At 59.2% G+C, this 12,375-nt stretch carries 11 protein-coding genes and 1 tRNA gene; all 12 read right to left on the bottom strand.

The window, feature by feature from the left end; all coding sequences use genetic code 11:
* Positions 1 to 71 precede the first annotated feature (71 nt).
* A complete protein-coding gene (locus tag BBBR_RS03430) occupies positions 72 to 551 on the bottom strand; it encodes a GreA/GreB family elongation factor (protein ID WP_003828884.1) in 480 nt (159 codons plus the stop codon).
* Positions 552 to 648: 97 nt separating this feature from the next.
* On the bottom strand, positions 649 to 1,056 hold the full coding sequence (locus BBBR_RS03425; RefSeq protein ID WP_003828883.1) for an FKBP-type peptidyl-prolyl cis-trans isomerase: 408 nt from the start codon (positions 1,054 to 1,056) through the stop codon (positions 649 to 651).
* Positions 1,057 to 1,116: 60 nt separating this feature from the next.
* Positions 1,117 to 2,574, bottom strand: coding sequence for an L-serine ammonia-lyase (locus tag BBBR_RS03420; protein ID WP_015438654.1), 1,458 nt, complete (start codon positions 2,572 to 2,574; stop codon positions 1,117 to 1,119).
* A 131-nt stretch (positions 2,575 to 2,705) separates the two neighbouring features.
* Positions 2,706 to 3,275, bottom strand: coding sequence for a hypothetical protein (locus BBBR_RS03415; protein ID WP_003828879.1), 570 nt, complete (start codon positions 3,273 to 3,275; stop codon positions 2,706 to 2,708).
* A 126-nt stretch (positions 3,276 to 3,401) separates the two neighbouring features.
* Positions 3,402 to 3,481: transfer RNA gene (locus tag BBBR_RS03410), tRNA-Leu, on the bottom strand.
* A gap of 33 nt (positions 3,482 to 3,514) precedes the next feature.
* Positions 3,515 to 4,516: a Ppx/GppA phosphatase family protein gene (locus BBBR_RS03405; RefSeq protein ID WP_003828878.1), complete on the bottom strand. Its 1,002-nt coding sequence runs from the start codon at positions 4,514 to 4,516 to the stop codon at positions 3,515 to 3,517.
* 58 nt (positions 4,517 to 4,574) lie between these two features.
* Positions 4,575 to 5,141: a DUF501 domain-containing protein gene (locus BBBR_RS03400; RefSeq protein ID WP_003828877.1), complete on the bottom strand. Its 567-nt coding sequence runs from the start codon at positions 5,139 to 5,141 to the stop codon at positions 4,575 to 4,577.
* Positions 5,138 to 5,722 (bottom strand): FtsB family cell division protein, encoded by a 585-nt coding sequence (locus BBBR_RS03395; RefSeq protein ID WP_003828876.1) that lies wholly within the window; start codon positions 5,720 to 5,722, stop codon positions 5,138 to 5,140. The genes BBBR_RS03400 and BBBR_RS03395 overlap by 4 nt, the downstream gene beginning before the upstream one ends.
* A 90-nt stretch (positions 5,723 to 5,812) precedes the next feature.
* The gene (eno, locus tag BBBR_RS03390; RefSeq protein ID WP_003828875.1) at positions 5,813 to 7,111 is read right to left on the bottom strand and encodes a phosphopyruvate hydratase; all 1,299 of its coding nucleotides are present in this window, start codon (positions 7,109 to 7,111) and stop codon (positions 5,813 to 5,815) included.
* Between the two features lie 150 nt (positions 7,112 to 7,261).
* Positions 7,262 to 8,173, bottom strand: a complete 912-nt coding sequence (locus BBBR_RS03385) for an aldo/keto reductase (RefSeq protein ID WP_033892596.1) — start codon at positions 8,171 to 8,173, stop codon at positions 7,262 to 7,264.
* Positions 8,170 to 11,760, bottom strand: a complete 3,591-nt coding sequence (mfd, locus tag BBBR_RS03380; RefSeq protein ID WP_003828873.1) for a transcription-repair coupling factor — start codon at positions 11,758 to 11,760, stop codon at positions 8,170 to 8,172. The genes BBBR_RS03385 and mfd overlap by 4 nt, the downstream gene beginning before the upstream one ends.
* Entirely contained in the window at positions 11,750 to 12,349 is a 600-nt protein-coding gene (gene pth / locus BBBR_RS03375) for an aminoacyl-tRNA hydrolase (protein ID WP_003828872.1), read from the bottom strand. Before pth ends, mfd begins: the two co-directional genes overlap by 11 nt.
* Positions 12,350 to 12,375 lie beyond the last annotated feature (26 nt).

The following is a 12,375-nucleotide window of genomic DNA, read 5'->3' as shown; positions in this document are numbered from 1 at the left end:
GAGCCGATAGAGCAAGAGCCTGAAACCTCAATACGAGGTTTCAGGCTCTTGCTCTATGCGCTTCTGCCTACTTAGGCCAGCGGCTTGGCGGCCTTGACGGTCACGGACAGCTCACGGCCGTTCGGTGCGGTGTAGGAGACGGTGTCGCCCACCTTGGCCCCCTCGATGGCCCTGCCGATCGGGGAATCCGGGGTCATGATCTCGTAGTCGGTGCCGGCCACGATGTCACGGCTGCCGAGCACGTAGGTCATCTCGTTGCCGTTGAGCTCGATGGTCACCACGGAACCGTTGCCCACGGTACCCTCAGGAGCGTTTTCGATAATCTTGGAGTCGCGCAGCTTGACGGTGAGCTCGGTGATACGGCCTTCGTTCTTGCTCTGCGCCTCGCGGGCGGCCTGATAACCGCCATTCTCGGACAGATCCCCCTCGGCACGAGCCACGGCAATCTTGTGAGCGATTTCCTCACGCAGCTCGCCCTCACGATGGGCCAGCTCTTCCTTCATCTTGTTATATGCTTCCTGCGTCAGCAGGTAGACCTTGTCCTCAGCCATATCGTCCTCCTGAACCGTTTGATGCTGAATGAAGATACGTTATCTATAACAAAAACGCCGGCTGCGACCCCGGCGTTCGTCACATGCTGAACAGGCGTCAGCGGGTGGAAATGATGTCGATGACGAATACCAGCGTGTCCTCGCCGCCGATGCCGGCCTGCGGAACGCCGCGGGAACCGTATCCGTATTCCGGTGGGATGGACACCACGAGACGGGAACCCACATTGTGGCCCGGCACAGTCTGGTCCCAACCCTTGATGACCTGACCCACGCCGATGCCGAAGCTGGCAGGCTGGTGGCGGTCGAAGCTGGAGTCGAACGGGGTGTCCTTGCCCCACACCACGCCGTGGTAGTTCACGGTCACGGTGTCGCCGCGACGAACCATCGGGCCGTCGCCCTCAGCCAACTCAACGGCCTTGAGACCCTTCGGGGCCTCGGGCGCCGGAAACTCGATAACGGGCGTGGTGCCGAATTCGGCATTCACCTTGGGCATCTGATCTGCCATGAGTCCTCCTTCACAGACACAATGCGCCCTACAATAGCACTATTGGCAAACCTGCGGAAGTCAGCATTCAACGACGTTGACGGCAAGACCGCCTTTGGACGTCTCCTTGTATTTGGCCATCATGTCTTCGCCGGTCTGCTTCATCGTGGCTATGGCCTGATCCAAGGTCACGATATGCGAGCCATCGCCGAGCATGGCCATACGTACCGCATTGATGGCGGTATTGGCGGCCATCGCATTGCGTTCGATGCAGGGAATCTGCACCAAACCACCCACCGGATCGCAGGTGAGCCCCAGATTATGCTCGATGCCGATCTCCGCTGCGTTCTCCACCTGTTCGGGTGTGCCGCCCATAACAGCGGCAAGACCTGCAGCGGCCATCGAGCAGGCCGAGCCGACCTCGCCCTGGCATCCGACTTCAGCACCGGAAATCGAGGCATTACGTTTGAACAGGTAACCGATGGCTCCGGCGGTCAGCAGGAACGTGGACACACCCTGATCATCGGCATCGTCCACGAAGTGCCAATAATAGTGGAGCACGGCGGGGATGATGCCTGCCGCGCCGTTGGTCGGCGCAGTGACGATACGGCCTCCCCCGGCGTTCTCCTCGGAAACAGCCAGAGCAAATAGATCCACCCATGCGGCATCCGAGGATTCCAGCACGGCATCCTTACGACGGCTGTTGCGGCGAAGCACATCGGAGTTGAAAGCAAGACGCTGATACATCTTGGGCGCGCGCCGGGGTACGTCAAGTCCGCCGGGCAGCACCGTCTCCTTGGATGTGCAGCCGTGGCTCACGCAGTCGCGCATCACCTGCCATATGCCATCTAGCTCGGCCTTGACAGCCTCTTCCGGGCGGAGCGCAGTTTCATTGGCCCATACGATATCGGCAATGCTCATATCGTGACGCCGGCACAGTGCCACCAATTCCGTACAGGAATGGAACGGATACGGCACCTCGGTTACGGGTTCCACAGCGGACTCGTCTTCATCGGCGAAGGACGTGCCGGCCGGAGGACGGTCATGGATGCCGATCATGGAATCATCGGGCGCACCCTGACGGATGAAACCGCCGCCGATGGAATACCAGACTTGTTCGTCGACCAAGTTGGCGGCATCATCGAATGCCTGGAATCGCATGCCGTTGGGATGGGCGGCCATGCGCTTCCACTGCTCGAAAATCACGTCATGGTCATAATCGAAATGAATACGCTTGGCCCCGGCGAGATTCAAGGTGTTATCCAGCGCGCAAGTCTCGCGAATATGCAGCATATGATCGGTATCCACTGTGGCCGGTACATTGCCTTCGAGTCCGGCCATAACGGCGCGATCGGTACCGTGGCCGAGCCCAGTCAAGGCCAATGAACCGTACAGCGTGGTTTTGACGCGCGTAACACGATTCAGCACATGCTTCTGCTGCAACGAGGAAGAGAACGCGTATGCTGCCGCCATAGGCCCCACGGTATGCGAGGAAGAGGGACCCACGCCGATGGTGAACATGTCAAGCACGCTGAACAATAGCTCTCCTTCTCCTGAACAAGCGTCGCCGTATAGCCATTAACGACATATACCAGCATACGTCCATGCCGCGAAGGAGACACGGCACTTCGGCTCTGTGCCAGTTTCAGTGCGGCACGGCCGAAAATGCTTTAGTGGGACAATGCCGAGAACATCATCACCAGCACGATGATGCCGATAATGGCGAGCGCGATCTGCACCACCATGAGTCCAACGGTCAAACCCTTTTTAGTGGCGGTTTTCGGCGCATACGCCTGCGCCAGCAGGAACGCGATGAATCCGAACACCGCATAGTTGACGGTCAGGGCAATGACATCGCCATTAGCCAATACCACGCCGTTCAACGGCTGGTTGAGCGAGTTCATCATGGCGCTCATGACGAACATGCCCCAGATGCCATAGCCGAGCAGTCCCACGACACCATAGGCCCACGGCTTGAAGGCGTCCTTCATGCGCATGGTCAGCGCTTCGGAGCACCATAGCAAAGCGAATCCGACGACGTAGGAAAAAGCCACGGCGATCAGCACCATGACGGTCACCCACGGCAGCAAAGCCACCACATTGCCGATCATGGACAGGTAGAAGCCGGAACAGGCGATGGCGCCGATGGTCAGCGAGGTGCCTGCGATGACGGCCTGGGCGAGCATGGTGGGCAAGGCGCCCTCATCGACCCGTTCGACGTCGGTCCAGCGTGAAGCCATGTGCGTTCCCTCATTTCATCAGATTCATCGTCACAACATCACACAGACTAACGGCTGTTTGTTTCGGGAGGGCGACCGATACGAAAAATCCCCGCGGCAAACGATGCTGATCACGGGGAGTGAGAGTGCCTCCAACGGGACTCGAACCCGTAAGCCGAAGCGGTCGATTTTAAGTCGACTGCGTATACCAATTTCGCCATGGAGGCCTGCCGGATTTTCACCGGCTTAGTTATTGTACGCTACCGAGCGAGAAGACGGCACCCATAATCGAGCACAATGCCATCCAGCAGACCATGTTCACTCGCGACGAACGAGTCGATGGCCTCGCCGTGATCGGCTTGGGCCGCCTCGCTCACTTTGGCGAGCACGCGGCTCCAGACCACAGCGCCACCACCGACCACATCGATACGGCCCGGATGAATGGTCTTGTATGCGCTGCGTTCGGCTCGGGTCATGCGCAGGAATCGGTCATCCACTGCGTACGCATCTTCAAGGCTCAGTCGATGGCCATCGACCACGGTGTGATCGTATTCCTTCAATCCCATGGCCAGGGCGGTCATGGTGGTCACCGTACCGGACACGCCGATGATGGTACGTGCCTTGCCAGCGTCCACAGTACGGAACGCCTCATCGATATGCTCGTCGATATCGGCTATCGCCTCATCAATCTCCGCTTGTGTGGGAGGATCGGTGACGAGATGGCGTTCGGTCATGCGCACGGATCCGATATTCATGGAAAATGCACCCTGCACCTGTGTGGTGGGGGCGTTCACGCCATCACCGCCGATCACCAGTTCAGTGGAGCCGCCTCCCAAATCAACCACCAGATAGGGTGCCGGCAAATCATCTCGGTTGACTACGGAAGTGGCACCCAAGAAGCTGAGATCGGCTTCTTCGGTACCGGGAATGACTTCAGGACGGACACCAAGGATGCTCTCGATGCCATCCTCGAATTCCTCACGATTCTCGGCATCGCGCGTGGCAGAGGTGGCCACGAATCGCAGGCCGTCGACCGGATGCTCGGCGAGTACGCCGGCGAACTCACGGGCGGCTTCATACGCGCGTTCCAATGCTTCGTCGGCAAAACGATGGGTTTTGTCCACGTTCTGACCGAGTCGGATTACCCGCAGGATGCGGGGTACGACTTCATGCATGCCGTCGGCGTCCACGCGCGCGACTTTCAATCGGATGGAGTTCGTGCCGCAATCAATACCGGCAACGGTTACGGATTCCTTGCTCATCGCTTTCCTCTTCTTCTTGTACGGACAATGGCACACGTGCCATGCGCGGAATCGTTGCTCAGTCCTCCAGCGAGCAGCGACAGAGGGCGGGGTCGAACTCATCCTTGATTCGTTCGAGTACCATGTCTCCGATTGGATTGGCTCCCGGCCCCATGACCAGCGATTGGGCCAGTAGCGCATGCAGGCATTTGACACGTACAGGCATGCCGCCGGCCGAGGTCCCCTCAATGTGCTCCTCGCTGTCGTCCAAACGGGTTGCCAGTTCATGGCGGAAGGCCAGATACAGTTCATGTGCCTGCCTATAGGCGGCCTGCAGTTCCTCGTCGGCGCCCAGCATGTCGTTGTATTGCTGCATGATGCCGGCCGCTTCCACGTGGGAGGCGGCCTTGACCGCCTCAGGCCCCGTCAGGTAGCAGGTGGTGGGAAATGGTATGCCGCCGGGCAGCACGGGCCGGGTGATGACGGCGAGCGGACGCCCGCATACGCATCGGGCACCCACAGCAACCATGCCGCGCGGATAACGTCCAAGCTGGCGTTGCACCACATCGATGTCATGGTCGGTCGCGGGTTCGGCAAGAATCGCGTCAACGAGAGCCTTGGCCTTGGCGTCGATATCGATGGTCACTGCTGGGTTCCCTCCCCTGTGTTGGTCTGATTGCTGTCTTGCGTGTTGTTCCGTTCATCCTGCGTATTGCCGGAATCAGAGCCGCCCGAGCTGTCATCTTTTGATTGAGACACAGGCTCGTCGGCTTTCTTGAACGAGTAGGCGAGCTCGCTGTACCATGGCAGCACTTTCTTGTTGGATTCCGAGGACGAGGACGAATCAGACTTGGAATCCTCGTCGCCGGTTACGGCTTCCGGATGAAGCACATGAACTGCGGTCTCCCCGGGAAACACAAAGCCGAGACGCTCACGAGCTTGGGCGGTGACGTAGGCTTTGTCATCCCAACGTTTGATGTCGTTTTCCAATTCCTGTTTTTGGGCCACCAACGAGGCTTCCTCTCGTTTGAGGCCATTGAGTTCGGCAAGGTTCAGCGCATAGGTGTGAAACGTGGAAACCAATTGAATGGTGCCAAGAGCCACGATAAACAGGGATACGAAAAATGCGATTGGTCCCGCACTGTTTTTCTTTCTGGCCGTTGCTTTGCCGGGTTTACCGACTTTGCCAGATTTACCGGACTTGCCGGTGCGGAACGACTTGCTCATGACACACGAAAATACCCGCCGCATTCGACTTGACGAATGCGACGGGTAGTAAGCTTTAGCTGAATATCACGCCTTTACGGGCGTTTCAATTCACTTGGCCAGGTACTTCTTGCAGGCCTTGAAAGCGCTGTAGCCGGCGTACTGAGCGGTGGAGCCGAGCTCCTCCTCGATCTCGAGCAGGCGGTTGTACTTGGCAACGCGCTCGCCACGGGCCGGGGCACCGGTCTTGATCTGGCGGGTGTTCTTAGCGACAGCCAGGTCGGAGATGGTGGTGTCCGGGGTCTCACCGGAGCGGTGGGAAACCATGGAGGTGTAGCCGTTGGCGGTGGCCAGCTCGATGGCGTCGAGGGTCTCGGTGACGGAACCGATCTGGTTCAGCTTGACCAGCAGGGAGTTGGCGGCGCCGAGGTCGATGGCCTTCTGCAGACGAGCCGGGTTGGTGACCAGCAGGTCGTCGCCAACGAACTGCAGACGATCGCCGAGGCGAGCGGTAATGGCAGCCCAGTCTTCCCAGCCTTCCTCGTTGAACGGGTCCTCGATGGAGACGATCGGGTACTCGTTGATGAGGTTCTCGTAGTAGTCGAGCATGTAGGCGGAGTCGCGCTCTTCACCGTCGAAGCGGTACTTGCCGGTCTCCTTGTTGTAGAACTCGGAGGAGGCGACATCCAGGCAGATGCCGATCTGCTTGCCGGGCTCGTAGCCGGCAGCGGAGATGGCGTCCATGATGTACTTGAGGGAGTCCTCGTTGGACTTCATCTTCGGGGCGAAGCCGCCCTCGTCGCCGAGGCCGGTGTTCAGGCCTTCCTTCTTCAGGACGTTCTTCAGGGTGTGGTAGACCTCAACGCCAGCGCGCAGAGCCTCGGAGTAGGTGTCGAAGCCGTACGGGGAAATCATGTACTCCTGAATGTCGGTGGCGAAGTCAGCGTGAGCGCCACCGTTCATGATGTTCATGTTCGGGACCGGCAGGATGTGGCCGTTGGTGCCGCCGATGTAGCGGTACAGCGGCAGGCCTGCGGACTCAGCGGAGGCGTACAGAGCGGCCAGGGAAACGCCGAGGATGGCGTTGGCGCCCAGCTTGCCCTTGTTCGGGGTGCCGTCGAGCTCGATCATCAGGTCGTCGAGGGCGCGCTGATCAGCGGCATCCATGCCGATGATCTTCGGAGCGATGACCTCGTTCACGGCCTTGACCGCGTTGAGAACACCCTTGCCGCCGTAGACAGACTTGTCGCCATCGCGACGCTCCCAAGCCTCGGCCTCACCGGTGGAAGCACCGGAGGGAACCAGACCCTTACCCTGAGCACCGTCTTCGGTCTCCAGGTAGACCTCAACGGTCGGGTTGCCACGGGAATCCAGAATCTGACGTGCGTACACGCTTTCAATTGCTGCCACAACTACTCCTTAAAACGGTTGTGTATCTTGAATGACATTCATAAGAGTAGTGCGATTTGTGGACGTTGTGAACAACACGCCCAAAATTTGATGTGAGCGCTCACAATGTCGGTGTGCCGCGTGATTGCAGTCAACTTTGGAGGAAAACGCTTAGGCGCTGATTACATCATTGAGATAGTCGATTTCGCTATCGGACAATTCAAGAGTGACCGCTTTGAACGAGTCCTGAATCTCCTGTGGGTTTCTAGCGGAGGGAATCGTAAACAGATTGCCATATTGTGCAAGCTCCCAAGCAAGTGTGACACGCTGGTAGGAGCAGCCGTGATTGTCGGCGACTTCCTTGAATCGGTCGAACAGATGCTCATTGAAGGGATCGAGGAAGCCACCAAGCGGCGACCAGCAGACGAAAGCCAGTCCAAGCTGTTCGCAGATTTCCATCGTGTGGTCGGGATCGCGGTGGACCGGCGAGAACTGGTTTTGGACGGCGACCAGCCTGTCTCCCAGAATGGTATGGGCAATTTCGATGTCCTTGTTGTCGATGCGCGAGATGCCGACCGCTCTGACCACGCCCTCATCCACGAGCTGCTTGAGCGCACCCATCTGGTCCTCGTAGGGCACCTGCGGATCGTTGCAATGCGAGTACAGCAGATCAAGCGTTTCTACACCGAGGCGCCGTGCGGATTCCTTGGCGTTGGCAATCATGGTTTCAGGGCGGGCATCGGCCTGCCAGCTATAGTTTCCATGGTTGTCGAGTGTGCGCAACCAGCCGGTTTTGGTGGCCACGAGCACCTCATCCTTCGGGCCGTGCCACGAGTTCAACGCGTCACGAACCAAGTATTCGCCATATCCCATGTCCTCCGGCTCGCCGGTTCCTGGCTTGCTGGGCAGGTAATAGGACCACGCCGTGTCAAGGTAACGGACCCCGGCATCCAGCGCGGCATGGATGGTCTCGATCGCCTGATTACGATTGGTCGGCCGCCCCTCGATGGCGAGCGCCATCGTGCCCATGCCGAGTCGAGGAATTTCGTAGCCGGCAAGTGTTGCCGTGTGTTGGTTTTTCATCGTTGTGGCCTCCATGCCAAGTCATCGAGGAGCTGATTGGTCCAAAGAACTACTTGATCGGAACTCATGGGACCTTGGCCCAGGGAGCCGGTGAACGGGGTGGGGACGATGAGCTGGTGAGTGACCGGGCGGTATTGGGTGCCCTTGTAGATTCTCGTCATGCGCATCTGAATGGATTCGGGCGGGTCAATGCGTCCGATACGCACGCGGTTGGATTGCGCCAGAATCTCCGAAACGCCGAGCTTGCGCGCCTTGAACTTCAAGCGAGCCACGTCGAAGAGGGTTTCGAATTCGACCGGAGGCTTGCCGTAACGGTCGGTGAGTTCTTCTTTCAAATCCTTGAGGTCGGCTTCATTGCGTGCGGAAGCGAGCTTGCGGTATGCCTCCAAACGCAGCTTGTCGGAATCGATGTAGTCAATCGGAATCGACGCCTCGATAGGCAGATCGATGGACACGGACACCGGCTCGACGTCCTCATCGGGTTCCTTGTATTTTTCAACAGCCTCGGAGACCATGCGCACATACAGGTCGAAGCCGACGCCCTCGATATGGCCGGACTGCTCGTCACCCAGCAGGTTGCCGGTGCCGCGTAGTTCCAGATCCTTCATGGCCACGTCGAAGCCGGAGCCGAGCGCCGTGTTCTGCGCAATGGTGGCGAGTCGGTCGTGCGACTGCTCGGTCATCGGCTTGGACGGGTCATACAGGAAGTAGGCGTACGCACGCTCGCGGCCACGACCAACGCGGCCACGCAACTGATGAAGCTGGCTCAGACCGAAACGGTCGGCATGGTCCACGATCAGCGTGTTCGCATTGGAGATATCAAGACCGGTTTCGATGATCGTGGTGCATACGAGCACATCGATGTCGCGATGCCAGAAGTCGCGGATGATCTGGTCGAGCTGCTTCTCCCCCATCTTGCCGTGGGCGATGCCGACGCGCGCCTCGGGCACCAGCGTGTGAATCTTGTCAGCGATGGACGAGATGTCCTGCACGCGGTTGTGCACATAGAACACCTGGCCGCCGCGCAGCAGTTCCCGGCGCACGGCCGCGGTGACCTGCGCGTCCTCATAGGCACCCACATAGGTCAGCACCGGCAGACGGTCTTCTGGCGGTGTGGCGAGCGTGGACATCTCACGAATGCCGGTCACGGCCATTTCCAACGTACGCGGAATAGGCGTGGCGGACAGGGACAGCACGTCCACGTTGGTGCGCAGGGCTTTCAGCGTTTCCTTGTGTTCCACGCCGAAACGCTGCTCCTCGTCGATGATGACGAGTCCCAAATCCTTGAACTTGATTTTCGGGTTCAGCAGTTTGTGTGTGCCGATGACCACGTCCACCATGCCGTTTTCCAGGCCTTCGATGGTCGCGTTGATCTCCTTGGTGGTTTGGAAGCGGCTCATGGCGGCCACATTCACCGGGAATCCTTCAAAGCGGTCGGTGAAGGTTTCCTGATGCTGTTGAACGAGCAAAGTGGTGGGCACGAGCACCGCCACCTGCTTGCCGTCCTGTACGGCTTTGAATGCGGCACGTACGGCGATTTCGGTTTTGCCGAAGCCCACATCACCGCAGATAAGACGGTCCATTGGCACGGGCTTTTCCATGTCGGACTTGACTTCGTCAATAGTGGTGAGCTGGTCGGCGGTTTCCTGATAGGGGAAGGCGTCTTCCAGTTCTTTCTGCCACGGGGTGTCTGGGCTGAATGCAAAGCCTTTGGCGCGCTGGCGGGCGGAGTACAGCTTGATTAGGTCGTCGGCGATCTCATGGACGTGCTTGCGGGCCTTGGCCTTGGTGGCCGCCCAGTCGGAGCCGCCGAGTTTGTTGAGCTTGGGGGCTTCGGCACCGATGTATTTGCTGACCTGGTCGAGCTGGTCGGTGGGGATGAACAGTTTGTCCGCCGGTGCACCGCGCTTGGAAGGCGCGTATTCGATGACCAGGTATTCGCGGGTGGTTTTGTTGGCGCCGGTGCCGATGGTGCGCTGGCGCATTTCGATGAACCGGCCGATGCCGTGCTGCTCATGCACCACGTAATCGCCTTTTTTGAGTTCCACTAAGTCGATGGCCTTGCGCCGGCGTTTCGGCGTTTTGGCCACAGCAACCGCAGAGCTTCGACCGGTCAGGTCGCGTTCGGTGAGCAGGGCGATTTTGGCGGCATTGTCCACGAATCCATCGATAGCCTGAGACCGGATGGTATCGAACGTGGTGATGCCGGTGGTGTTGAGCGCACGCTTCAGACGAGCCAAGGTACCGGCGGCAGCAGCGGTAATGGTGACGTGGAAGCCAGCATCCAACAGGCCGTCGATTCCTTGTGAGGCCTTGGCTTCATCGCCGCGGAATTCGGCTGGGTTTTGCGCGTCGAGCTGCACATGGCCGGCCAGCGTGGTGTCTACACCGAAACTCGTCAGGCGAATCACCGGGTGCTCGGAATACTCGAGCGAACTGATGGTTTCCGCATAGTCAAGGAAACTGGCTTCGTCGAAGCTGATGGGCGCGCCGGCGCCGTGGCCGGATGCGGCCACATGCCAGCTGGCGGCCAGGAACTCGTTGGCGGTTTTGGCCAGATCTTCAGCGGAACGGCGTAGTTTTTCAGGGTCGCTAAGCAGCACCACAGCATGCTTGGGCAGCATGGAGCCCACCGGTTCCAAGTGATCCACAAGCGCGGGCATCAGAGATTCCATACCTTCGACCGGAATGGCGTTGGCGATGGACTCGAGCATGTCTTCGGCGTTGGGAATCGAACCGATCAGGGCCTTGGCACGGGTGCGCACGGCATCAGTCAATTGCAGTTCGCGGCAAGCGGTGGCCCAGATGGTTTTGAGACCCTCGCCATAGGTGCGCTGGTCGGAAGCGTGGAATTCCTTGATAGTGTCGATTTCGTCACCGAAGAATTCGATACGCACCGGGTGCGGCGCGGTAGGTGGGAACACGTCGAGAATGCCACCACGCACGGCGAATTCGCCGCGATCCATGACCAGTTCCACGCGCGTGTAGGCGTTTTCGATGAGTCGTTTGGCTGCCTCGTCAAGCGGTAGATCCTCCCCTACCGTGAATACGAGTGGTTCGACGTCGCCAAGGCCTTGGACCACCGGCTGAATCAACGAGCGAATCGGCATGACAAGGATGCGAATCGGCCCGAACATCGGATTGGCGTCACTCGGGTGCTTCAGTCTGCGGAACACGGCCATACGGCTGGCCACAGTGTCCGCGCGCGGGCTCAATCGTTCGTGCGGCAGGGTTTCCCACGCCTCAAGCTGGGCGATATCGTTCGGGTCGCCGTCATACCAGGAGCGCAGCGATCCCACGGTTTCCTCGGCTTCACGGCCGGAGGCCACAACCAGCACGACCGGCTTGCCTGCCCCACCGTTCACGCCTTGGGCGATTGCGGCGGCCAATGCCGGACGCAATCCTTCGGGAACACCGGCCAAAATGGAATTGTCGACATCATCCGACACTTCGATGTCGCCAACCGCCAGTTGATGAAAAACCTTGTCCTGCTCGAGCTTGGACAGGACGCCCACGAGCGAGCCGTTAATCAGATCCGGATGGGCGTTGTGGCCTGTGTCAGCAGCCGTCTTCGCATCAACGGCCATTGAACTTCTCCTGGGTCTTGGCAAGACCGTGGAAGATGATTTCTTCGGCCGCATCGGCGCCGTCGGCCAGGAATTCAGGCAGTTGCTTGCGCTGATCCGGACCAAAGCCACCCAGCACCCAGTTCACCGTGTTGTCATGCGCATGCGCACCACGCTTGGAGTGGCCGACACCCATACGTACGCGGGCGTATTTCGGTGTGCCGAGTGAACGATCGATGGATTTGATGCCGTTGTGACCGCCTGCGGAGCCACCCGCCTTGACCTTGATGCGTCCGAATTCCAAGTCCATGTCGTCGTGAATCACCACGATGTGGTCGGGCTCGATCTGATAGTAGGCGCTGATGGAGGCCACGGCATTGCCCGAGTCGTTCATGTAGGTCAACGGCTTGGCCAGAAAGAACTTGATGGTGCGACCGTCAAGATTCATCGTGCTCTTACCGAGCATGGCAAGACCCTTGTGATCGGCGAAGTTCACGCTCCAGCGTTCGGCGAGCACGTCGGCTGTCATGAAGCCCATGTTGTGTCGCGTGTCCTCATATTTCTTGCCCGGGTTGCCCAGTCCCGCAATCAGCCAAAAATCCGATGCCATATCCGTTCCTCGTCTTGTCTCGCCAG

The organism is Bifidobacterium breve DSM 20213 = JCM 1192, assembly GCF_001025175.1.
GTDB lineage: Bacteria > Actinomycetota > Actinomycetes > Actinomycetales > Bifidobacteriaceae > Bifidobacterium > Bifidobacterium breve.
Note: the sequence above shows the minus strand (reverse complement) of the source record. Positions and strands in the feature narration are given on the sequence as shown.